General features: G+C 65.0%; 20 protein-coding genes. 6 read left to right on the top strand and 14 right to left on the bottom strand.

What is annotated here, in order from left to right:
• Window positions 1-33 precede the first annotated feature (33 nt).
• From miaB to murJ, 9 genes are all read right to left on the bottom strand, one after another.
• On the bottom strand, window positions 34-1,428 hold the full coding sequence (gene miaB / locus AABA86_RS14265; RefSeq protein WP_212243517.1) for a tRNA (N6-isopentenyl adenosine(37)-C2)-methylthiotransferase MiaB: 1,395 nt from the start codon (window positions 1,426-1,428) through the stop codon (window positions 34-36).
• A gap of 139 nt (window positions 1,429-1,567) precedes the next feature.
• The gene (locus AABA86_RS14260) at window positions 1,568-2,248 is read right to left on the bottom strand and encodes an HAD family hydrolase (protein ID WP_212243520.1); all 681 of its coding nucleotides are present in this window, start codon (window positions 2,246-2,248) and stop codon (window positions 1,568-1,570) included.
• Window positions 2,249-2,252: 4 nt separating this feature from the next.
• Window positions 2,253-2,708, bottom strand: a complete 456-nt coding sequence (locus AABA86_RS14255; RefSeq protein WP_018319430.1) for a Fur family transcriptional regulator — start codon at window positions 2,706-2,708, stop codon at window positions 2,253-2,255.
• A 39-nt stretch (window positions 2,709-2,747) separates the two neighbouring features.
• Window positions 2,748-3,233 (bottom strand): ribosomal protein S18-alanine N-acetyltransferase, encoded by a 486-nt coding sequence (rimI, locus tag AABA86_RS14250; protein WP_212243522.1) that lies wholly within the window; start codon window positions 3,231-3,233, stop codon window positions 2,748-2,750.
• On the bottom strand, window positions 3,230-3,925 hold the full coding sequence (gene tsaB, locus AABA86_RS14245; protein ID WP_212243524.1) for a tRNA (adenosine(37)-N6)-threonylcarbamoyltransferase complex dimerization subunit type 1 TsaB: 696 nt from the start codon (window positions 3,923-3,925) through the stop codon (window positions 3,230-3,232). Before tsaB ends, rimI begins: the two co-directional genes overlap by 4 nt.
• 158 nt (window positions 3,926-4,083) lie before the next feature.
• On the bottom strand, window positions 4,084-4,653 hold the full coding sequence (locus AABA86_RS14240) for a NifU family protein (RefSeq protein WP_212243526.1): 570 nt from the start codon (window positions 4,651-4,653) through the stop codon (window positions 4,084-4,086).
• A gap of 291 nt (window positions 4,654-4,944) precedes the next feature.
• On the bottom strand, window positions 4,945-5,439 hold the full coding sequence (locus AABA86_RS14235) for a universal stress protein (RefSeq protein WP_212243527.1): 495 nt from the start codon (window positions 5,437-5,439) through the stop codon (window positions 4,945-4,947).
• Between the two features lie 92 nt (window positions 5,440-5,531).
• Window positions 5,532-6,584 (bottom strand): tryptophan--tRNA ligase, encoded by a 1,053-nt coding sequence (gene trpS, locus AABA86_RS14230; RefSeq protein ID WP_212243528.1) that lies wholly within the window; start codon window positions 6,582-6,584, stop codon window positions 5,532-5,534.
• Window positions 6,585-6,677: 93 nt separating this feature from the next.
• The gene (gene murJ, locus AABA86_RS14225; protein WP_338307256.1) at window positions 6,678-8,210 is read right to left on the bottom strand and encodes a murein biosynthesis integral membrane protein MurJ; all 1,533 of its coding nucleotides are present in this window, start codon (window positions 8,208-8,210) and stop codon (window positions 6,678-6,680) included.
• Window positions 8,211-8,335: 125 nt separating this feature from the next.
• On the opposite strand from murJ, the gene AABA86_RS14220 reads away from it, so the two are divergent.
• Window positions 8,336-9,337, top strand: a complete 1,002-nt coding sequence (locus tag AABA86_RS14220; protein ID WP_212243531.1) for an adenosine kinase — start codon at window positions 8,336-8,338, stop codon at window positions 9,335-9,337.
• 150 nt (window positions 9,338-9,487) lie between these two features.
• On the opposite strand, the gene AABA86_RS14215 is transcribed toward AABA86_RS14220, so the two are convergent.
• A complete protein-coding gene (locus AABA86_RS14215; RefSeq protein ID WP_338307255.1) occupies window positions 9,488-11,182 on the bottom strand; it encodes an AMP-binding protein in 1,695 nt (564 codons plus the stop codon).
• A 115-nt stretch (window positions 11,183-11,297) separates the two neighbouring features.
• Window positions 11,298-12,491: a serine hydrolase domain-containing protein gene (locus AABA86_RS14210; protein WP_212243535.1), complete on the bottom strand. Its 1,194-nt coding sequence runs from the start codon at window positions 12,489-12,491 to the stop codon at window positions 11,298-11,300.
• A gap of 347 nt (window positions 12,492-12,838) precedes the next feature.
• Here AABA86_RS14210 and AABA86_RS14205 point away from each other — a divergent pair, with 347 nt between their 5' ends.
• The 3 genes from AABA86_RS14205 to AABA86_RS14195 all read left to right on the top strand — a co-directional run bounded on the left by AABA86_RS14205 (window position 12,839) and on the right by AABA86_RS14195 (window position 15,951).
• A complete protein-coding gene (locus AABA86_RS14205; RefSeq protein WP_212243538.1) occupies window positions 12,839-13,159 on the top strand; it encodes a hypothetical protein in 321 nt (106 codons plus the stop codon).
• Between the two features lie 107 nt (window positions 13,160-13,266).
• Window positions 13,267-14,760: an NAD-dependent succinate-semialdehyde dehydrogenase gene (locus AABA86_RS14200; RefSeq protein WP_338307254.1), complete on the top strand. Its 1,494-nt coding sequence runs from the start codon at window positions 13,267-13,269 to the stop codon at window positions 14,758-14,760.
• A 105-nt stretch (window positions 14,761-14,865) separates the two neighbouring features.
• Window positions 14,866-15,951 (top strand): SbmA/BacA-like family transporter, encoded by a 1,086-nt coding sequence (locus tag AABA86_RS14195; RefSeq protein WP_338307253.1) that lies wholly within the window; start codon window positions 14,866-14,868, stop codon window positions 15,949-15,951.
• 61 nt (window positions 15,952-16,012) lie between these two features.
• On the opposite strand, the gene AABA86_RS14190 is transcribed toward AABA86_RS14195, so the two are convergent.
• The 3 genes from AABA86_RS14190 to AABA86_RS14180 all read right to left on the bottom strand — a co-directional run bounded on the left by AABA86_RS14190 (window position 16,013) and on the right by AABA86_RS14180 (window position 20,476).
• Entirely contained in the window at window positions 16,013-18,229 is a 2,217-nt protein-coding gene (locus AABA86_RS14190; protein ID WP_338307252.1) for an SLC26A/SulP transporter family protein, read from the bottom strand.
• A gap of 337 nt (window positions 18,230-18,566) precedes the next feature.
• Window positions 18,567-19,481 (bottom strand): phosphoribosylaminoimidazolesuccinocarboxamide synthase, encoded by a 915-nt coding sequence (locus tag AABA86_RS14185; RefSeq protein WP_338307251.1) that lies wholly within the window; start codon window positions 19,479-19,481, stop codon window positions 18,567-18,569.
• 77 nt (window positions 19,482-19,558) lie between these two features.
• Entirely contained in the window at window positions 19,559-20,476 is a 918-nt protein-coding gene (locus AABA86_RS14180; protein ID WP_338307250.1) for a pirin family protein, read from the bottom strand.
• A gap of 326 nt (window positions 20,477-20,802) precedes the next feature.
• Here AABA86_RS14180 and AABA86_RS14175 point away from each other — a divergent pair, with 326 nt between their 5' ends.
• Both AABA86_RS14175 and AABA86_RS14170 read left to right on the top strand, forming a co-directional pair.
• On the top strand, window positions 20,803-21,864 hold the full coding sequence (locus AABA86_RS14175; RefSeq protein WP_338307249.1) for an AraC family transcriptional regulator: 1,062 nt from the start codon (window positions 20,803-20,805) through the stop codon (window positions 21,862-21,864).
• A 144-nt stretch (window positions 21,865-22,008) separates the two neighbouring features.
• Complete coding sequence (locus tag AABA86_RS14170; RefSeq protein WP_338307248.1) at window positions 22,009-23,436, top strand: serine hydrolase domain-containing protein; 1,428 nt, start codon at window positions 22,009-22,011, stop codon at window positions 23,434-23,436.
• Window positions 23,437-23,498 lie beyond the last annotated feature (62 nt).

Here is a 23,498-nt window from a genome sequence, read left to right as displayed (position 1 = left end):
GAAGACGAATCCGATGCGCTTTTTGGCAAGGGTTCAGGCTCCGATGGCTGGCGATAAAGCGGGCTCGCGCGCCCCACGCGGCGTCACGAGCTCACCGAGAAAGCTGTAGCGTTCGAGGCTGTCGATCCGCACAGGCAGGATTTGTCCGATGATGTCGGGCGAGGCCATCACATGGGCGGGCTGCAGGAATGCAGTGCGGCCGACGATCTGGCCGTCCTTGCGGGCCGGACGCTCGAACAGCACATCGACCGTTGAGCCAATCGCAGCCTTGTTGAAGGCCGATTGCTGGCTGTCGATCAGTTCCTGGAGCCGCTCCAATCGCTGGTCCATCTCGGCGGGGGACACCGTCTCCTGAATGTCCGCGGCCGGCGTTCCCGGCCGGGCGGAGTATTTGAACGAATAAGCCGCAGCGTAACCGATTTGCGTGACAAGCGCGAGGGTGGCGAGAAAATCTTGCTCGCCCTCGCCGGGGAAGCCCACGATAAAATCTGATGAAAAAGCAATGTCTTGGCGAGCGGTGCGGAAACGGTCGATGACCCGCCGGTAATCATCGGCGGTATGTTTCCGGTTCATGGCCGCCAGAATGCGGTCCGAACCCGATTGCACCGGCAGGTGCACGAACGGCATCAGGGCACCGAGATCGCGATGGGCGGCAATCAGGCTGTCGTCGACGTCGCGCGGGTGGCTGGTCGAATAGCGCAGCCGCGCGATGCCGGGAATCGTCGCCAGATGCTCGAGCAGCCTGCCGAGCGGCCAGGTCTTTCCGTCCGGTCCGTCGCCATGATAGGCGTTGACGTTCTGCCCGATCAGCGTCAGCTCGCGCACGCCGTTGTCGGCAAGGCGTTTCACGTCGTCGATGATCTTGGCGACAGGACGGGAGACTTCCGAACCGCGCGTGTAGGGCACGACGCAGAAGGTGCAGAACTTGTCGCAACCTTCCTGCACCGTGACGAAAGCGGAAATGCCGCGCGCGCGAATCGCATCGGGCTTGGGCTGAGCCAGGAAGCCGAACTTGTCCTGGGCAGGAAACTCGGTCTCGATCGCGCGGCCTTCGTCGCCGGCGCGCTTCAACAGCCCCGGCAAATGATGATAGCTCTGCGGTCCCACCACGACATCGACGACAGGCGCGCGGCGCACGATCTCCTCGCCCTCGGCCTGGGCGACGCAGCCCGCGACCGCAATTTGCATCGTGCGGCCCTCGCGCGCAGCCTCGTCCTTGGCGACGCGCAATCGGCCGAGCTCCGAATAGACCTTTTCGGAGGCCTTCTCGCGGATGTGGCAGGTGTTGAGGATGACGAGGTCGGCGTCTTCAGCGCTGGCCGTCTCCACGAATCCTTCCGGAGCCAACGTGTCCACCATGCGCTGGGCATCGTAGACGTTCATCTGGCAGCCATATGATTTGATGTGCAGCTTGCGCGGCGGCGTCATGGAACCTGGAATTGAGGTGGAGGACGGCCCTCAGATATAGGTTGGAGGGACGAAAATCCAGCGAATGGGCCCCTTGGGCCCGTCAATCCGGGCGCGACGCAGTCGCAAATGGCGGAATCGAGAGGTTTTGGCACCAGATTCAGCCCGTCAGGGCGTTCATCCCGACCTGCCGGACCAGCTCCGGCAATTGCCGCATATCATCGAATGTCGATCCGGCGCCGGCGGCGCGCAGCCTTTCGGCGTGGCCCGGCGGGCAGTGGCTGCCGCCGTGAAAGCCCAGCACGGTCATCCCGGCCGCGGACGCGCCGGTCACCCCGGGGACGCTGTCCTCAATCACGAGGCAGCGTTCGGGCGTGACTTTCATCTGCTTGGCGGCGAACAGAAACAGATCGGGCGCGGGCTTGCCGCGAGCGACCTGGCTCGCTGAAAAGATGTGGGGAGCGAGCAGGTCGTAGAGGCCGGCGCAGGTCAGGCCGTGAGTAATCTTCTCCGGCGTGCTGCTCGATGCGACGCATTTGGGCAGATCGATTGCGCTGATCGCCGCAGCGACATGGGTGATCGGCTGCAGATCGCTGGCGTAGAATTGCAGTGTGGCCGCGCTGATCTGCTGCTCCAGATCAGCCGGGAGGCTGCGGCCGATTTCCTGTTCGACCATCAGCCGCGCGTCCTTCTCGGATACGCCGAGGAAACGGACCAGCACCTGCTCCGACGTGATCGGATAGCCGTGCCGCGTCAGCACATCCGCATGCGCGCGACAGGAGATCACCTCGCTGTCCACGAGCACGCCGTCGCAGTCGAAGATGATGAGGTCGACGGGCACTAAATCAAGACGTCGGCTTGTCGTCGTCGAGGGGGACGCAATAGAGCTCGAGCCGGTGGTCGACCAGCCGGTAGCCGAGCTTGCGGGCGATTTCCGCCTGAAGCTTCTCGATCTCCTCGGAGGTGAACTCGATCACCTTGCCGTCGCGCAGATTGATGAGGTGGTCGTGGTGGCTGTCGCGCATCTGCTCGTAGCGGGCGCGGCCCTCGCGGAAGTCATGGCGCTCGATGATGCCGGCATCCTCAAACAGCTTGACGGTGCGATAGACGGTCGAGATCGAGATCTTGTCGTCGACGGCAACGCAGCGCCGGTACAATTCCTCGACATCGGGATGATCGATCGCCTCCGCGAGCACGCGGGCGATGACACGGCGCTGCTCGGTCATGCGCATGCCGGTGGCGGCACAGCGCGCTTCGATGCCGGACGCCTTGGATGCGGAAGAAGGTTTCAGTGCGGTCATAATTTGTCTGCCTGGCGGGGGCGCTTTCTGCCACCGATGTTACGACAAGTCACGTCGCATCAGAAGGGCGTTCAATTGTTCCCCGTTCGGCTGCTTATAGTAGCGTTCGCGGCGCCCGACCACCATGAATCCGCACCCGTCATAGAGCCGCCGCGCCGGCTGGTTATTTTCCTCGACTTCGAGAAATATTGTGCGCACGCCGCGCCCCGCGAGGTGGCCGAGATGGGTCATCAGCAGCGTGCGGGAGAGGCCGCGGCCGCGATAGGCCTCGTCCACCGCGATCGAAAGGATTTCCGCTTCGTCCGCCCCGATCCGCGATACCGCGAATCCAACGGTCCTGCGGCCGAGGCGTAAGCGATGCACGAGCGTGTTGCGCTCGCTGACCATGCTCTCGAATTCGCCCTCGCCCCAGCCGCGCGCGAAGGAGGCGCCGTGAAGCTGCGCCAGCTGCGCGGCGTCACGCACGGATGCGGGCTCGACGGCGGCGGTGCCGCCGCGCCACCATTCCGATAGCCATCTCATCATGGGGTCGGGGCTTGTGCTGCAAATGGCGGCTGGGCCGCCGGCTTGGCGTCGGGCGCCTTCAGATAGAACGGCCGCGCCGGATTCGCCTCGGGATCGGCGGCGGCGCCGAGCCATGCGACCCAGCCGATATCGGGCGCGGGCTGCGCGTCGACCGCGACCGGCTGCGGGACATCCTTCGGCCAGCGCTCGGCGAGGATATTCGCGGCATTGCCGACCAGATGCGGCGCGCCGAATTGCGAGGCTGCGATCGCCTCGTCGACGGGAGCGACGCTCGGCCGCACCAGCTGGCTGCCGTCGCCGGCGACGATCTGGAAATAGACATGGTCGTGCCGCGCGTCGATTGCGGAGATCACGGGTGCCGATTTGCTCTGGCCGACGATGGCGGCGGCATAGGCCGACAAGGTGGTCAGGCCGATCGCCGGCCGCTCAGCCGCAAGCGCAAGGCCGCGCGCCGCCGAAATGCCGACGCGCAGGCCGGTGAAGCTTCCGGGGCCGACGGTGACGGCGATGCGGTCGAGCGAGGTGAAGGCGAGATTGGCCGATTGCATCACGCGCGCGATCATCGGCATCAGGGCCTCGGCGTGGCCGCGCTTCATGAGAAGCTGCTCCTGCGCAACGAGCTCGGCCGTTTCGGTGTCGAGTACGGCGACGGAGCAGGCGTCGAGCGCGGTATCGATGGCGAGGATCAGCATGACGTGATCATAGCATCGGCAATTGGATGATGCCTAAGGTTCTAGCCGTCATGGCCGGGCTTGACCCGGCCATCCACGACTTTGCGGCCCCAAAAACGTGGATGCCCGGGACAAGCCCGGGCATGACGGAGTGAAAATCGGTGCGCAGGCCGTGCAACTCACATCGGCCGGACTTCGACCACGTCAGGCACGAAGTGCTTGAGCAGGTTCTGGATGCCGTGCTGGAGCGTCGCGGTCGATGACGGGCAGCCGGAGCAGGCGCCCTTCATGTTGAGATAGACGATCCCGTCCTTGAAGCCGCGGAAAGTGATGTCGCCGCCGTCATTGGCGACCGCCGGCCGCACCCGGGTCTCGATCAGGTCCTTGATCATGTCGACCGTTTCGGCATCGGCCTCGTCGAAGAACTCGTCCTCGTCGTCGAGATCGGCATCGCCTTGAGCCGCGCCGTCGGCAAGCAGCGGCGCGCCGGACATGTAGTGCTCCATGATGGCACCGAGGATCGCGGGCTTGAGCTGCTGCCATTCACCGTTCGCCTTGGTCACGGTGATGAAGTCCGATCCGTAGAACACGCCGGTGACGCCGGGCACCTCGAACAGCTTTTCGGCCAGCGGCGAGCGCGTGGCGGCTTCGCGGCTGGCAAATTCCATCGGACTGCCGTCGACCACGACGCGGCCGGGAATGAACTTGAGCGTGGCGGGATTGGGGGTGGCTTCGGTTTGAATGAACATGGTTTTCTCCAGACGTCGCCGGTTCAAGGCCGGCGCGTGCCCTATCCACTAGCAGATGGCGACGACGAACGCACGATCAAGGGGAGAAGCGAGCGTTTCGTTGTTATATCAGCGGGTTAAGGTGCTCTCCCCTGGAGGGGGAGGGTCGATCGCGCGCAGCGCGAGCGGGGTAGGGTGATCTCTCCACACGGGCACCGTTGGATGGTGAGAGACCGTCACCCCACCCCACCTCACGCCTCGCTTCGCTCGACATGAGCTGACCCTCCCCTTCAGGGGAGGGTCAGAAGTGCCCTACGACAGCGAATCGACGCTTTGGTCGCTCAGCGCGCCGGAAATGATCGTGACGGGAATCGGGAACGTCCCCACCCCATGCGCGAGCAGCGCGACCAGGGGGCCCGGCCCTTCCGCGCCCGGATTGGCGGCGAGCACCAGCATGGCGATGTCGGGGTCCTCGTCGATCACGGCGCGCAGCTGTTCCATCGGCACACCTTCGCGGATCACCCGCTCCGGGGTGATCGCGGCGATGCCGTTGGCGCGGCCGGCGGCACGGTCGAGCGCGGCCTCCGCCGCTTCCTGCGCCTCCGCGCGCATGATGTCGGCGACCCCCAACCATTCCTGGCTCTGCGGTTCGGGTTCGATGATGCGCAGCATCACCACGCCGCCGCCGGCGCGGATCGCCCAGCGGCTGGCATAGTAGACCGCGCGATCCCATTCGGCGGTCTCGTCGACGACGACGAGGCATTTGGGCTTGTGACCCGGCTCGAAGCAAAGTCGCTTGCTGGTCATGCATGTCCCGGCATGTACACGGCGGGCATGCTGCCACACTCCCGCAAGGTTGGGGAGAGGAGATGCGGCCGGCGCGCTGGCGCCGACCGTCTTTAGCGCCGGCGGATGAAGCCGACGATGTCCTTGGAGAGCTTCATCGTCTCGTCGGCGATGGCGCGGGCCCGGTCGGAGCCGTCGTTCAGGATCGAATCGATATGGCCGGGGTCGGCGACGAGGCGCTTCATCTCGCCGGCGATCGGTGCCAGCTTGGTGACGCACAATTCCGCCAGCGCGTTCTTGAAGCTGGAGAACTGGCCGGCGCCGAATTCGCGCAGCACATCCGCCTTGGGGCGGCCGGAGAGCGCGGCGAAGATGCCGACGAGGTTGTCGGCCTCGGGACGCGCTTCCAGGCCCTTCTCCTCCGTCGGCAGCGGCTCCGGATCGGTCTTCGCCTTGCGGATTTTCTGCGCGATGGTATCGGCATCGTCGGTCAGATTGATGCGCGAATTGTCCGACGCATCGGACTTCGACATCTTCTTGGTGCCGTCGCGCAGGCTCATCACCCGCGTCGCCGGGCCCGTGATCAGGGGCTCCGGCAGCGGGAAGAACAGCCCGTCATTGGCGCCGAGGTTGCGGATCGAGTCGCCAAAGTCGTTGTTGAACTTCTGCGCGATGTCGCGCGAGAGCTCGAGATGCTGCTTCTGGTCCTCGCCGACCGGCACATGGGTGGCGCGGTAAAGCAGGATGTCGGCGGCCATCAGCACGGGATAGTCGAACAGGCCGACGGAGGCGTTCTCGCGGTCCTTGCCGGCCTTTTCCTTGAACTGGGTCATGCGGCCGAGCCAGCCCATGCGCGCGACGCAGTTGAAGATCCAGGCGAGCTCGGCATGGCCGGAGACCTGGCTCTGGTTGAACACGATGTGCTTTTTCGGATCGATGCCGCTCGCGATGAACGCCGCGGTCACCTCGCGGGTGTTGCGCGCAAGCTCGGCCGGTCCGCCCCAGACGTCTACGCCTTGCGTGATCGCGTGCATGTCGACGACGCAATAGATGCAGTTGTGAGTTTCCTGCATCTTCACGAAGTTGACGATCGCGCCGAGGTAATTGCCGAGGTGCAGATTGCCCGTCGGCTGGACGCCCGAAAAAACCCGTTCAACGAATGGCATGGTGAGCCTTCCCATAGGTATTCGGGCCGTCGTTTCCAACAGCGGCGCTGCCTCGTCAAGGGTAATTCGATGGTACTGCGCGCCCGGGTCGGGCTAGGCGGGCCGCTTCAGCGCGTTAACCGCCTCGCGCCAGGAGGCGGCGCCGAGGACGTGCAGAAGCAGGCCGTAGACGCCGATCCCGGCCGTGATCTGCGCGCCCAGCACAAGGAAGCGGATGAGGCCGTGCGCCCCGGCGGGCAAAAGACCCGCGGTCAGCCAGAGCAGGGCGCCCATGGCGGCCGCGGCGAGCACGATCCGCGGCAGCCGCTTGCGGGCGGCGGCATCGACCGAGAAGCCGAACGCGGCCGTGCCCTTGCGCAGCAACGAGAGCGCGCTGCTCCAGGCGCCGGCCGCGATGCTCGCCGCGATCCCGCTTGTGCCAAAGACATGGCCGAGCAGCACGGCGAGGGCGACCGCGACCACAAAACCTTTGGCCGTCGCCAGCAGCGGCGTCATCGTGTCGCCGCGGGCATAGAAGGCCGGCGACAACGCCTTGATCAGCACGTGCGCCGGCAGGCCCAGCGCCAACCACATCAGCGCGTGCGCGGTCGCCGCGCTGTCCTCCGCGCCGAACGCGCCATGCTCGAACAACAGCCGCACGATCGGCTCGGCCAGCACGATCAGGCCGAGCGTGGCGGGGAGCGCCAGTCCGGTCGCAAGCTCCAGCGCGCGCGATTGCGCGTGTGCTACCGCATCACGGTCACCGCTACTCACCGCGCGCGTCAACTCCGGCACCAGCACGGTGCCCATGGCGACGCCGACGATGCCGAGCGGCAGCTCGATCAGGCGGTTGGCGAAATAGAGCCAGGACACCGCGGACGGCGTCGCCGATGCGATGATCGCGCCGGCCACCATCAGCCATTGCGGTCCCGAGCTTGCGATCATGCCGGGGATCGCCTTGGCGAAGAAGCTGCGCATCTCCTTGTCGAAGCTGACGCGCAGAGGCGTGGCGAGGCGCGCACTTCGCTGCGACAGCAGCATCAGGAGCTGCAGCAGGCCGGCGATGCCGACCGTGGCCGCCAGCAGCCATGCGGCGAAGCCGGCGTCAGCGTGCCAGACGAGCAGCAAAGCGATCGCAGCGATCAGCGCGATGTTGAACAGCAGCGGCGAGAATGCCGTGAGCGCAAAGCGTCCTTGCGCATTCAGCAGCCCCATCAGCACGGTGACGGGACCGGCGAAGGCGAGATAAGGCAGCATCAGCCGTGCGTTCTGGACGGCGAGATCGAGCGTGCCGGTACCGAGAAAACCGGGCGCGATGACCGTCATGATCAGCGGCATCAACAGGGCAATCGCGAGCGAGATCGCGATCAGGGCCGCACTGACCGTGCCGAGGACGCGCCCCGCGAATGCTGCCGCAGCGTCCGCGCCATCGCGGTCACGGATGCGCAGCCAGGCCGGGACCAGCGCCGCGTTCAGCGCGCCCTCGCTGAGCAGCCGGCGCACCACGTTGACGAGCTGGAAGGCGGCCAGGAATGCGTCCGCCACGGCGCCGGTGCCGAGCAGCGCCGCGATCAGGGAGTCGCGCGCAAAGCCCAGCAGCCGCGAGGCCAGTGTTCCCGTCGAGACGGTCAGGAAGGAGCGGATCATCGGCTCTTTATCATACCGTTGCTTGCCCGCGCAGGCCCGGTCGTGATAGGCCGCGAGCCAGATTTCAGGCCGACAGGAAGCGGATTTTCGCAGGGATCGCAATCCGCCAAACAGGATCAAGGTGAATGGCTGACGTGAAATATGACGTTCTCGGCATCGGCAACGCGCTGTTCGACGTGCTGGTCAGGACCGACGAGGCCTTTTTGGCCAAGCACGGCATGACCAAGGGCAGCATGTCCCTGATCGACGAGGCGCGGGCCGCCGCCATCTACAAGGACATGGGGCCGGCCACGGAAGTCTCGGGCGGCTCGGCCGCCAACACCATTGTCGGCATCGGCAGCCTGGGCGCACGTGCGGCCTATGTCGGCAAGGTCAAGGACGACCAGATCGGCAAGCTCTACGTGCACGACATCCGCTCAGCCGGCGTCGCCTTCAACACGCCCGCCGCGAAGGACGGCCCCGCCACCGGCTGCTCCTACATCCTGGTCACTGATGACGGCGAGCGCACCATGAACACCTATCTCGGCGCCGCGCAGGACCTTTCGCCCGCCGATATCGATCCGGCCGAGATCGCCGGCGCCGGCATCGTCTATCTCGAAGGCTATCTCTGGGACCCCAAGAACGCCAAGGACGCCTTCGTCAAGGCGGCCAAGATCGCCCATGACGCCAAGCGCAAGGTGGCGCTGACGCTGTCGGATTCCTTCTGCGTCGACCGCTATCGCGACGAGTTTCTCTCGTTGATGCGCAACGGCACCGTCGACATCGTCTTCGCCAACGAGTCCGAGCTGCATTCGCTCTACATGACCTCGGATTTCGACACCGCGCTGAAGCAGCTGCGCAACGACGTCAATCTCGGCGTGGTCACCCGCAGCGAGAAGGGCTGCATGGTGGTCTCATCGGAAGACGCCGTCGCGGCTCCGGCGTTCCCGGTCGACAAGGTGATCGATACCACCGGTGCCGGCGACCTCTTCGCCGCCGGCTTCCTGTATGGCCTGGCGCGCAATCTTGCGTACAAGCAATGCGGTGAGCTCGGTGCGCTCGCGGCCGCCGAAGTCATCCAGCACATCGGCGCCCGCCCGCTGGTGTCGCTGAAGGAGCTGGCGCAGCAGCGCGGGTTGACGGCTTAAAGTCCTGCTCTCGCCTCAATCTCCGCTGTCGTCGCCCGGCTTGACCGGGCGACCCAGTATTCCAGAGGCGTTAGTGGGTTACGGAGAAGCCGCGGCGTACTTGATTCCCCGCCGTCGCGGGGAATGACAGTCTTCGTGTGGTGAGAGCCCTCACGCCGTCTTCGCCGCCTTCAATCCCAGCCGCTGCTCCACGGCGTCGCGCATCATGAATTTCTGGATCTTGCCCGTCACCGTCATCGGGAATTCGTCGACGAACTCGACGTAGCGCGGGATCTTGTTGTGAGCGATCTGGCCGTCGCAGAAGGCGCGGACCTCCTCGGCCGTCAGCGTCTCGCCCGGCCTGACGCGAATCCAGGCGCAGAGTTCCTCGCCGTAGCGGGTGTCGGCGACGCCGAAGATCTGCACGTCCTGGATCTTGGGGTGACGGTACAGAAACTCCTCGATCTCGCGCGGGTAGAGGTTCTCGCCGCCGCGGATCACCAGATCCTTGATGCGGCCGACGATGTTGCAATAACCGGCGTCATCGATGGTGGCGAGGTCGCCGGTGTGCATCCAGCCATTGGCATCGAGCACGTCGGACGTCTTTTCCTTCTCCTCCCAATAGCCCAGCATGACGCTGTAGCCGCGGGTGCAGAGCTCGCCGCGTTCGCCCCGCTTGACGATCTTGCCTTCGAGATCGACGACCTTCACCTCGACATGCGGGTGAATGCGGCCGACGGTGGAGACGCGGCGCTCGAGCGGATCGTCGGTCGCGCTCTGGAAGCTCACCGGGCTGGTCTCGGTCATGCCATAGGCGATGGTGACCTCGCGCATGTTCATCTCGGTGTTGACGCGCTTCATCACCTCGATCGGGCAGGGCGCGCCCGCCATGATGCCGGTGCGCAGTGATTTCAAATTGAAATTCTTGAACTCGGGGTGGTCGAGCTCGGCGATGAACATGGTCGGCACGCCATATAGCGCGGTGCATTTCTCCTGCTCGATCGCGCGTAGCGTCGCGAGTGGATCGAAGCCCTCGCCCGGGTAGACCATGGTGGTGCCGAGCGTGACCGAGGCGAGGTTGCCCATCACCATGCCGAAGCAATGATAGAGCGGCACCGGAATGCAGATGCGATCCTGTTCGGTCAGGCGCATCGCGCGCCCGGTGAAATAGCCGTTGTTGAGGATGTTGTGGTGGGTCAGCGTCACGCCTTTCGGCGATCCCGTGGTGCCGCTGGTGAACTGGATGTTGACGGGGTCGTCGAACTGAAGCGCGGCACCGAGCGCGGCAAGTTGCTCGCGATGCTCCGCTCTGCCCATGTGCGCGACCTCCTCGAACGCGACAGTGCCTGAGGCCGCCGGGCCGCCGATCTGGATCACCATCCGCAAGGCCGGCAGTCGCGCCGCCTGCAACTGTCCGGGTTTGGCACTCGCCAGCTCCGGCAGCAGCGTGTTGAGCATCTCCATGTAATTGCTGGTCTTGAACGCCGTCGCCGTGACGATCGCCGCGCAGCCGACCTTTTTCAGCGCGAATTCCAGCTCGCTGAGCCGGTAGGCCGGATTGATCGTCACCAGGATCAGGCCGGCTTTGGCGGCGGCGAACTGCGTCAGCGTCCACTCCGGCCGGTTCAGCGACCAGATGCCGATCCGTTCCCCGCGTTCGAGCCCGAGCGCGAGAAAGCCGGCGGCGAGCGCATCGACCCGCTCGGCGAATTCTTTCCAGGTCCATCTGACGCCGTGGCTGGGCGAGACCAGCGCCTCGCGATCGCTCCAGCGCCGCACCGCGTGGTCGAGGCTGCGACCGATGGTGTCGCCGAGCAGCGGCGTATCCGAGATGCCGCAAACGTAGCTATCGCCCTTCTCTGCCAAGTCGATGTCCTCCAGCCCAAATCCTTGTCTCCCGTGCCCAGACCGGGAGTGTCGCCGGGCACGAGAATATCCATTGTGTCGTGAGGCGCGACAAGTCGCGCCTCACGCTAAGGGGCTAGGCCGCCTTCTGCCCGCTCCCCGCATCGAGCCCGGCATAAACCCCGCGCTCGAATCCCGCGAATGCCTCCAGGCACTTTGCGTCGGCGAACGGCAGCAGCTGCATCAGGATCACGCCGGTGACGTCGCGCACAGGATCGATCCAGTAATAGGTGTTGGCAAGGCCCGCCCAGGCGAGGCTACCGGGGCTGCGGCCCTCGGCGGTCTTGGCGGTGTTGATCATGAAGCTGAGGCCCCATTTCTTCACCTGCTCCGGATAAAGGTCGACGTCGTTGGTGTACATCGGCGCAGCCGTCGTCATCTTGCCCATGGCGAGATCGCCGATGTGGTTCTGCCCCATGGTCGCGACGGTCTCGGCCTTCAGCACCTGGTTGCCGTTGCCGCGTCCCTTGTTCAAGATCATCTGGGTGAACTTGATGTAGTCGGCCGCGGTCGAGTAAAGGCCGCCGCCACCCATGTGGAATTCCGGCTCCTGCTCGAGCTCGAACGGGATCGATGCGAGCTGGCCGTCCTCGCCGCGCGCATGCATGCCGACCAGGCGCTTGCGCATGTCGTCAGTGATCTTGAACGCCGTGTCGCTCATGCCGAGCGGCGCGAACAGATTGTCGCGCAGGTAAGCATCCAGCCGCTTGCCGCTGACGGCTTCCACGGCCTTGCCGACGAAGTCGATATTGGTGCCGTATTCCCAGCGCGTGCCGGGGTCGGTCATGACGGGCGTCTTCAGCGCCGCGTTCTGGCAGGTGGTGATGGCGGGAATGCCGTTCTTGTCGAGATAGACCGCGAGATCGCTGTTCCACATATTGTAGCAGAAGCCGGCGGTGTGGGTCATGAGCTGGCGCAGCGTGATCGGCCGCTTGGCCGGCCGCAGCTTGGCCTCGCCCTTGGCATCGAAGCCTTCGAGCACTTGCGGCGCAGCGAGATCGGGCAACACTTCACCGATCGGCGCATCCAGCGACAGCTTGCCCTGCTCGACCAGCTGCATCGCGCCCGCCGATGTCACGGCCTTCGTCATCGAGGCGATCCAGAACACGCTGTCCGCCGTCATTGCGTCGGGCTTGGACAGGTCGCGCTTGCCGAACGCGCCCTGATACAGCACGTCGTTACCGCTGGCCGCGATGGCGACGACGCCGGGGATCTCCCTGGCCTCGCTCTTCTGGCGCAGAAGCTCGTCGATCTCAGTTTTGCTTTGCATGCACGTTTCCTCCGGTTTGATTATTTTTGGAAGTGATTGATTGTCCTCCCGGAGGTCGCGGGCGGCAAGCGTCTCAACCCTCGCGAAGGTCGCGATGTCGTGACTTGACGGTCCGTGCCCCACGCAGGACGACAAGACGGCCGACGGCGATGCTCCTTCGCAATCTGCGGTGGATGGGCGTACTTCGCCCTCACTTTGGATGGGCTCCAGGCGATATGTTTCGAGAGTTTTCGAGCACTTGAAACATTTCGTGAGCTGCCGCGTTCAGCACCCGGCCCGATCGACGGGCCCGTTAAGACTTGATGCAAATGTTGCCGGCCGTGGATGGGCGGCCAGGGGGACCTCAGATGATTTCGACCTGGAGTGAATGGAAGCGCTATCCCCGTCCGGGACGCGGCGAAAACCTGGAAGCGCCGATTTCGCCAGGGATCTACGAGGTTCGCATTGCCGGCACTGGCGCACTCTATTCCTTCGGCGCGGTCGACAATCTGGCGCAGGCGCTGGCGCTGCTGCCCGTCGGCTCAAAATCCTGGTTCGGCCGCCGCGACACCTCCCATGTCCCGGATCTCGAATACCGCACCTGCGCAACGTCGTCGAAGGCCGATGCCAAGGCCGCGGAAGAGCGCATGATCGGGCGGCGCGAGACCTATATGAGCGGCGCGGCGTAAGGCCGCTCCCAGCTTAGCTCCCATCAGATGTGCATTGCGGGGCGGTGCATTGCGCGCCGTCTTTCCCTATATTCCGGCCCAATCCGATCGCCCCAGGGAGTAACGCCATGACCCCGCCCGCTGCCGCACGCGCCACGCAAGCCACCGCCACCCTGCGCGACCGGTTGAAAGACCCCTCGCTCCTGAAGGAGGCCTGCTATATCGACGGCGCCTGGGTCGGCACGCCGGTGTTCGCGGTGAACAATCCCGCGACGGGCGCCGAGCTTGCAAAGGTGCCGCAGCTCGGTGCGGACGACACCACCAAGGCGGTCGAGGCCGCTCAGCGCGCCTTTCCGGCCTGGGCCAAGCACACCGCCAAGCAGCGGTCGAACATCCTGCGCAAATGGTTCGAGCTGATTGTCGCCAACCGCGAGGATCTCGCGCTGATCCTGACCTCCGAGCAGGGCAAGCCGCTATCGGAAGCGCTCGGCGAGGTCGATATCGGTGCGGCCTATATCGAGTTCTTCGCCGAGGAAGCGAGGCGCGTCTACGGCGAGACCATTCCGACGCAGCGGCCCGACGCGCGGCTGCTGGCGATCAAGCAGCCGATCGGCGTCTGCGGCGCGATCACACCGTGGAATTTCCCGAACTCCATGATTACCCGCAAGGTGTCGCCGGCGCTCGCCGCCGGCTGCACCGTGGTGCTCAAGCCCGCCAATGAAACGCCGCTGTCGGCGCTGGCGCTGGCTGTGCTGGCGGAGAAAGCCGGAATCCCCAAGGGCGTCCTGAACATCATCACCGGTGATGCGCCGCCGATCGGCAAGGTGCTGTGCGAGCATCCGGCGGTGCGCTTCGTCGGCTTCACCGGCTCGACCGCAGTCGGCAAGATCCTCTACCAGCAGGCCTCCGTCGGCGTGAAGCGGCTTGGCCTGGAGCTCGGCGGCAACGCGCCCTTCGTCGTGTTCGACGACGCCGATATCGACGCTGCGGTCGAAGGCGCCATCGTCTCGAAATACCGCAACATGGGCCAGACCTGCGTCTGCGCCAACCGCCTCTACGCCCAGGACAAGATCTACGACGAGTTCGTGCAGAAGCTGTCGAAGAAGGTCGCCGCGATGAAGATCGGTGACGGTACCGAGAGCGGCGTCACGCAGGGCCCGCTGATCAATCTGAAAGCGGTTGACAAGGTCGAGCGCCACATCGCGGATGCGGTGAAGCGCGGCGCCAAGGTCGTCACCGGCGGCAAGCGCAGCGAGCTCGGACGCTCCTTCTTCGAGCCGACCGTGCTTGCCGACGTCAAGCCGGACTCGCTGGTGGCGCAGGAGGAAACCTTCGGCCCGCTGGCGCCGGTGATCCGCTTCAAGGACGAGGCCGACGTCATCGCCATGTGCAACGCCTCGCCGTTCGGCCTTGCCTCCTACTTCTACTCTCGGGATCTCGGCCGCGTCTGGCGCGTCGCCGAAGCACTGGAATCCGGTATGGTCGGCGTCAACACCGGCCTCATCACCACCGAAGTCGCGCCCTTCGGCGGCGTCAAGGAAAGCGGCTTGGGGCGCGAAGGCTCGCATCACGGCATGGAAGAATATGTCGAGATCAAATACGTGATGATGGCGGGGGTGTAGCCGCCAGCATCGCTTGACGCAGGTCAAGAGGCTTCAGGCGAGATTGCCTAACCTGACGCGCGCGGCATCATAGGGGTGGCGCACGCGCAGGATTGCGGCTCGCTCATGCTGACGAGGAGCTCTTTCATTCCGGGTGAGAAGCGGCTTCTCGGCCGCTTCTGGCAAAGTGCTTCGGGATATTGGCGCGGAGCGACGGCGTGGACGGCCCGGCTCCTGGTGATCGCATTGATCGTCAACGTCGTCCTGCAGCTCCTGACCCAATATGGCCTGAACTTCTGGAATCGGGATTTCTTCAACGCCATCGGCCGGAAGGATCAGGCAGAGCTCCTGTACCAGGCGTTCCGGTTTCTGCCGCTGGCGGCGGCGAGCATCGCTCTCACCGTGTTCTCGGTATGGGCGCGGATGACCCTGCAGCGCTCCTGGCGCGAGTGGCTGAGCAGCCGCCTCTATCAAGACTGGCTGGCCGATGATCGTCTTCCAGGGCGTAGCGCCATCGAGGGACATCACGAGGCGCCGGAATATCGCATCGCCGAAGATGCCAAGGTCGCGACGGACCTCCCGATCGATCTGGTCACCGGCCTGCTCCAGTCGGTGCTCACGATTGCAACCTTCGTCGGGGTGCTATGGTCGGTCGGCGGCAGCCTGACGGTCCATTTCGACGGCATCTCCTTTGCGATTCCCGGTTACCTCGTCATCGCCGTGATCGCGTATTCCGCGCTGCTGGTGATCGGCATCTGGCTGACCGCAGGTCATCTGACGCGGGTGATCGAGGAGAACAAGCGCATGGAAGCCGAACTCCGTGCGATCGGAACGCATGTGCGCGAGAGCGGCGAAGGCAAGGTGGTACAGGAGGCCGGCATGAACGGCCGCCACGCCGTGGGCGCCGCCCTGAAAGCCGTGATCTCCATCTGGCGAATCTACTGCTGGCAATTGATGCGGATGACGCTGGTCACCTATACGGGTCTTCTGGTGACGCCCGTGGTCGGTCTGCTGCTTTGCCTGCCCAAATATCTCGACGACACCATGGCCCTCGGCGAAGTGGTTCAGGCCTCGGCGGCCTTCGTCGTTGTCCAGACCGCATTCAACTGGTTCACGGATAATTACGCCAAGCTCGCGGAATGGACGGCGTCCGCCAACCGGGTTGCCGAGCTTCTGCTGGCCTTGGACGAGCAGCGGATGGTCGAGGCTTGAGGTTGGATCCACCTCTGCTGTCTCGACGCAAGGTTGGGTCACGTCGCGGGCTCCCCGCGAGCTACCTCCGCAGCACCGCGATCGTCCTGTTCGCAAAGGTCAGCCGCTCCGCCATGACCGAGACGAAATAGGTCAGCAGCTTGTGGCTGAGTGCCGGGTCCTCGTCCCTGATCGCGTCGAACTGGTGCGTGTTCAGCACGTAGAGCACGCTGTCGACCTCGGCCTTGATCGTCGCGCTGCGCGGCGTGTTCGACACCAGGCCCATCTCGCCGATCGTGGTGTAGCGGCCGAGGCTGCGCACGCGCGTGGCGCGCTCCTCCTCGGCGGGGACCATGACGCCCACGCGTCCCTCGAGGATGAAGTGCATGGAATCGGCGGGGTCGCCAGCCTTCACGATGATCTCGCCGGCCTCGACCTCGATGCGCTGGCAGCGGTGGATCAGCCTGTCGGCATCGTCCTCGCTGTCGAGAATCCGCGCGAACCAGTCATGCAGGCTGGCTTCCTCCTGGGCCAGGCCCTGATGCTGCGAGATGATCTCGTTCTCGCACCATTCCAGCGCGCGATCGAGCTCGGGAATGAGGGTGACGCCGTCGCCGATGAAATCGCTGGCGCGCAGCACCTTCTCCGCCGCGGCCGGCAGATGCACCAGGATCAGCTCGACGCCGAGGTCATGCGCGCTGCGCTTGATCTGGGCAAAGCTGTAGGCCGCCGACGAATCCACGCCGGTGACGAGCTTGAAATCGAACAGCAGATAGCGGCACTCCGGGCGCTCCTGCAGCAGTTGTTTGACATGCTGGTAGAGCCGGTTGGCGGAGCCGAAGAACAGATAGCTCTGCAGGTTCAGACCCTGGATGCTGCCGCCATGGGCCAGCAGCACCTCCTGATCGTCGCGCGAGCGGTCGAGCGAGGAGCGGTACTCCGAGCCGTCGAAACTGTACTTGATCGATTCGACTCGCGCGGCGCTGAACGCGAACGTCGCGCAGCCGATGATCACGCCGATCAGGATGCCCGGCACGAAGCCCCAGGCGACGATGATCGCGATGATGGCGATCAGCGAGAGATATTCGAGCTTCGAAAGCCGCTTGCGCGACTCGATGATCCATCTGTGCAGCTGGTCGGCGCCGAGATAGAGCAGCAGGCCGCCGATCACGAATTTCGGGATGAAGCCGAGCAGCTCGGGCGCCACCGCGAGCATCAGCAGCGACAGCGCCGCGACGGTAAGGCCGGACAGGCGCCCGCGGCCGCCGCTGCTGTAATTGAGAATCGAGCGGCTGATCGAGCTGCAGCCGGGGTAGCCGCCCAGCACGCCGGTCAGGATGTTGGCGATGCCGGTGACGTTCAGCTCGCGTTCCAGATTGGCCTCGCGGTGCACGGCGACCTCGATGCCGGTGGTGTTGAACAGCGTGCAGCATGCCGTGACAAAGATGACGGCGACGACGTTGCCGATCAGATCGGGCACGACGAACCAGGGATAGTGGGCGAAATCGTCGGTATGCCAGGGCAACGTGAATACCGCCTGCGGCGGTGGCTGGAAGGTCCAGCCCAGCGTGCGGGCGCTGTCGAACGACACCCCTGTGATCCAGAATGCCAGATGCGCCGTGAGCACGCCGCCGATCAGAATGATCGGCAGCGCGAACGGGCTGCGCGAGCGGTGCCAGGTGAGATACAGCACCAGCGCCATCGCGCAGGCGGCCCCCAGCTCCAGCAACGTGGTGCGGTTGGCGAAATACGGCAGTGTTGCGAATTGCAGCGGGTGATTGGTGATCACCCTGATGGCACCGAGCGCGATGAGAAGTCCGGTGGCGCCGAGGAAGCCGCCGACCACGGGGTAGGGCACGTAGCGGATGGCGCGCCCCAGCCGCGTCAGGCCCAATCCGCACAGCACCAGCCCCGTCAGCACCGTCGACACGCCGAGCGTGATGAGGACCGGCGAGAGCAGCGGCAGGGACGGGTTGGCGGCCTCGATGCGCTCCACCAGCGAAGCCACCAGAATTCCCGTCACCGCCGCCGTCGAGCTGTCGGGCGCAGCCACCGCGAAGGGTAGCGAGCTGCACAGCGCGACCACGATCGCGAGCACCGCGGAGCTGACGAAGGTCGCGGTGATGCCGTAGGACAGATAGGGCGACAGCGGGCCGGCGAAGATCAGCAGCGAATAGGACAGCCCGAAAGTGACGGTCAGGATGCTGGCGGCGCTGCCGCCCATTATATCGTTCAGCGCATGTTTGAGGGCCGGATTGAAACGAGGAGCCGGACTGAAAGCAATTGCTGGATCGGTCACGCCGTTGCGCTCGCCCCTGAAAAATATCGTCTGAGACGTAGACGACTCCCGGCTTAGCGCAACAGGATTCTTGTAACTATGAAATATCCGACGGTCTTTGCCGCGATCCGTTGAGAACCGCCGTTCACGAGGTGTGAATGATCAACCATATGGTTGAGGGAAAAGCCGAAGCCTCCACACCCACCGCTGTCATTCCCCGCGGAAGCGGGGAATCCAGTACGCCGCGGCCTCTCGGTGAATCACAGACGTCTCGACGTACTGGATCGCCCGGTCAAGCCGGGCGATGACAGCGAGAGTGTGGCGCGAGACGCAACAGCGAGGCCTAAATCTTCAGAGCCTAAATCTTCAGCTCTTTCCCCGTCACGCGACGATACGCTTCCAGATACCGCTTGCTGGTCGCCGCCACCACGCTTGCCGGCAGCGGCGGCGGCGGGGCGTCGCCGTTCCAGCGGCCGGCGCGGCGCTCGACGTCGAGATAGTCGCGCAAGGGCTGCTTGTCGAAGCTCGCCTGCGGCTGGCCGGGCTTGTAGGCACTGGCCGCCCAGAAGCGCGAGGAATCCGGCGTCATCACCTCGTCGATCAGGATGATGCGGTCGTCCTTGTCGCGGCCGAACTCGAACTTGGTGTCGGCGATGATGATGCCCTGTTCGCGCGCCAGCTCCTCGCCGAGCGTGTAGATCGCGCGCGTCATGCTCTCGAGCGTGTAGGCGACCTCGTCGCCGACCGCCTCGCGCATCTTCGCAATGGTGATGTTCTCGTCGTGGCCGGTCTCGGCCTTGGTCGCGGGGCTGAAGATCGAGGGCTCCAGCTTCTCGCTCTCGACGAGGCCTGCTTTCAGCTTCTCGCCCGCGAGCGTGCCGCTGGCGGCGTATTCCTTCCAGGCCGAGCCCGAGAGATAGCCGCGGATCACGCATTCGATCGGGAACACGGTGGTGCGCTTACACAGCATGGTGCGACCGAGAATCTCGGCGCGGTGCGGTTTCAATGCCGGCACGGCGGCGATGATCTCGTCGGTGTCGGCGCTGATCATGTGATGCGGCACCACGCCTTCGAGCTCGTTGAACCAGAACGCGCTGATTTGCGTCAGCACCGCGCCCTTCATCGGGATGGTCTCGCCCATCACCACGTCGAAGGCGCTGATGCGGTCGGTGGTGACGAGCAGCAGGCGGTCGTCGTCGACGGCGTAGATATCGCGCACCTTGCCGCGGCCGATCTTGGGCAGGGGCAGGTCGCTGGAGAGCATGGTGGTCATCGCAAAGCTTTCGCAGACTTGGCATTCAGGCGGGACATCCGGCCGCACTGGACAGCACGGCCGGCAACCGGATTAGCCTATTCCGGCAGCGGAATGAACTCATGTTCCTGCGGAACTGCTGCGAAACGGCCGGTTTTCCAGTCCTGCTTGGCCTGCTCGATCCGCTCCTTGCTGGAGGATACGAAATTCCACCAGACGTGGCGCGGCCCCTCCAGTGCATCGCCGCCGAGAAACATCATCCGGGTCGCCTTCAGCGCCTTCACGGTGATGCGATCGCCCGGGCGGAAGATCAGCAGCCGCGGCGCCTCGTAACGCTCGTTTGCGATCTCGACCTCGCCGTCGACGATATAGATCGCGCGCTCCTCATGATCGGGATCAAGCGGCACGCTCGCGCCTTGGGCGGCGGTGACCTCGGTATAGAACCAGGGCGACACCATCGTCACAGGCGAGGTGATGCCGAACGACGAGCCTGCGATCACCCGTGCGGTGAAATCGCGCTCGGAGATCATCGGCAAATCGCCGGCGCCGTAATGCTGGAACGACGGCGCGATTTCTTCCGATCCCGCCGGCAGCGCGATCCAGCTCTGCAGGCCCAGCATCTTCTGGCCCGAGGCGCGCTGCGCTTCGGGCGTGCGTTCGGAATGCGCGATGCCGCGCCCGGCCGTCATGAGGTTCATCGCGCCGGGTGCGATCTCCTGGACGTTGCCCTCGCTGTCGCGATGCATGATCGCGCCGTCGAACAGATAGGTCACGGTGGCGAGCCCGATATGCGGATGCGGCCGCACGTCCATGCCCTTGCCGGAGACGAACTGCACCGGACCAAAATGATCGAAGAAGATGAAGGGCCCGACCATCTGCCGCTTGCCATGCGGCAGCGCGCGCCGCACCGCGAACCCGTCGCCGAGATCGCGCGTGCGCGGCACGATGACGAGATCGAGCGCATCGCAGGACATGGGATCGCCGAGCACGGGATCGTTGGAGGGTTGCCAGCTCATGAGTAGGTTCCTTTTGGCTTTCTTGGTCGCGACGGTAGCAGAATTCCGCATCGCCGTCGCGACAAAGGCGGGCTCCGACGTCACAGGTGTGATAGCGCACGTACTCCGTGGTCGGCGATGACAGGCCGTGGGGTGGGTAAAGGCGCGTCAGCGCCGTGCCCACCAGCGTTCTCCGATCGAGAAGAAGTGGTGGGCAGGCTTCGCTTTGCCCATCCTGCGATCCGTGAAACCGGGCGATGACAGTTGTGGACGCGGATGGTCCTTGAAAAAACGGACGCAACGAACGATGTTCGTCCGACTTCAACAGCGACCGATCGCATCGCCCGATGAGCCTTGCCGCCCTCGACCTTGCCTTTCGCGCCGCCAGCGTCGCGTTGCTGCTGATGCTGGCGGCGTCGCTGTTGCACGACTTCCGCAACGTGCTGGCGGCTCGCCTCGGCGCGGCCTTCGCGCTGAGCTCGGCCGCGCATGCGCTGAGCTATTCGGTGGATGTCACGTCGCGGGTCCCGCTCTGGCATGCACCGCTGATCGCGTTGTCGACCGGCACCATCGTGGTGTTCTGGCTGTTCACACGCTCCCTGTTCGACGACGAGTTTCGCCTCCGCTGGTGGCACGGATGGGTCTGGGCGCTGGTGACGGCCTTCAGCTTCGCGGGTTGCGTCTGGATTGCACCCAGCGGCCATGTGCGGTTCTCGGTGACGCTGGTGAATCTGATCGTGCTCGGTTTCATCGCGCTTGCGGTCGGGCAGATGATCGCCTCTTGGCCGGCCGACCTGGTCGAGCGCCGCCGCCGCGTTCGCGTCTTCATCGTCTGCATAGTCGCGCTCTATGGCGGGCTGAACGCGGTGCTCCAGATCGCCGTCGTCGGCCACCACGTCGGCGATGTCGCCGAAACCATCAATGCCGGCGTGCTCGCCTGCACCGTCGCAGCGATCGTCCATGCCATGATGCGCGTCGATGGGGCGGATCTGTTTCCGGCCGCGGCGGAGCCCGCACCGCCTGACGTTTTCAGTCAGCCTGCGGCCGATGATGGCGCCGACCAAAAGCTCATTGATGCCCTGCTGCGCCTGATGGCGGACGAGCGGATCTACCGCCAGGAGAACATCACCATCGGCGTGCTGGCGAACCGGCTGAAGATTCCCGAGTACCGGCTGCGCCGGCTGATCAACCAGCGTCTCGGCTACCGTAATTTCAATGTGTTCCTGAACAACCACCGGATCGAGGAAGCCAAGGCCGCGCTCGCCGATCCCGCCCAGGCCGAGGTCCCCGTCATCACCATCGCGATGGACGCCGGCTTCCAGTCGCTCGGCCCGTTCAACCGCGCCTTCAAGGCGGTGACCGGCGTGACGCCGACGGAATACCGGCGGCTGAAGGTGAATGCAGCTTAGATTTAAGCCGCTGTAATCACTGCAGTATTCCAGAATCGACCAGCGTCCTCGAAACTTCAACCAGGCCATTTTCCAAATCCGGCGAGCGCTCCTCTGCCTGCTCCGGCTTCCTCGCGACACACGTCCCAGTGTTGGAGAAAGCCCGTGACCCGCCGCCGCAAGATCGTCCTCCTCACTACCACCATCGCCGCTGCCGGCCTCGCGCTCGGCGCGGCGCGCGCCCGCGACATGCCCAAGGTTGCCACCGGCTTCGTCGCCGACATCCTGTGCTCGGAGACGTTCGTCTCCGGCCTCGATCCAAGGCGCGACTTCACCGAGACCACCGACGCCATGCCCGGCACCGGCCTGATCACCTGGGCGATGGACTACCGGGTCGATCGCACGCGCAAGGATGTCACGGTGACGCTGTTCGGCATCGGCCGCAGCCATGCCGTCTATCGCGACGGCATCGGCTGCACGCTGGACCACGGCGCGGCGCTCGCCGACGTGACGGTGCCGCCTGACGATAAACAGCCCGCGTTACTGCCCGAGATCGCCGGCCCCGCGATCGTGCCGTCACAAAGCCCCGAGCTAGCCGCTGCGCTCGACCGCGCCTTCACCGAGCCGGCACAACCGCCTTACCGCCGCACCCGCGCGGTCGTCGTGATGAAGGCCGGCCGCGTCATCGCCGAGCGCTACGCCGACGGCATCGGACCCGAGACGCCGCTGCTCGGCTTCTCCATGACGAAATCGGTGATCTCGGCTCTCACCGGAATCCTCGTGCGCCAGGGCAAGCTGAAGCTGGACGGACCAGCGCCCGTTGCCGCCTGGAAGGACCCCAACGACCCGCGCCATGCGATCACCGTCGATCAGCTTCTGCGCCACACCGCCGGCCTTGCGCTCGGCAGCTCCCTGGAGGCCTCGCTCGGCTCCGCCTTCGAGCCGGTCAACCGGATGAAGTTCGTCGAGTCCGACATGGCCGCCTATGCCGAGACTATCCCGCTCGAGACCGCGCCTGGCACCGCGTGGAATTATCACGACGGCAATATCCTCATTCTCTCGCACCTGATCCGCGTTGCTGCCGGCGAGGATCCTGCGGACGCGCTGCGCTTCGCGCGCCGCGAATTGTTCGCGCCGCTCGGCATGCGCCATGTCACGCTCCAGCTCGATGGCTCCGGCACGATCGAAGGGTCGAGCGAGATGCTCGCATCCGCGCGCGACTGGGCGCGCTTTGGCCAGCTTTATCTCAATGACGGTGTCGTCGGCGGCAAACGCATTTTGCCGGAAGGCTGGGCGAGCTATTCGGCGACGGCCACGCCGAATGCATGGGTCGGCATCGGTGCCGGCTTCTGGACCAACCATGGCGACAGTTTTGGCGCAAATTTCCGCATCACACACGGCTGGCCGCGCGATGCCTTCTTCGCCAAGGGCACGATCGGGCAGTACACCATCGTGATCCCGTCGGAGAAGCTGGTGATCGTCCGCCTTGGCCGCTCACCGAACGGGCCGCCGCAAGCCGATGGCGTGTTCGATCTCGTGCGGGATGTCGTTGCGGCAACGCGCGAGAAGGGGAAGCTCGCCGGGGCGAATTGAGGTCTTCTTACCCCCTGGAGAGGCCCTCCAGGGGAGGGTGAACAGAGCGCCGCAGTGCTAGT

This window comes from Bradyrhizobium sp. TM233 (assembly GCF_036247965.1).
GTDB classification, from domain to species: Bacteria; Pseudomonadota; Alphaproteobacteria; order Rhizobiales; family Xanthobacteraceae; genus Bradyrhizobium; species Bradyrhizobium ottawaense.
Note: the sequence above shows the minus strand (reverse complement) of the source record. Positions and strands in the feature narration are given on the sequence as shown.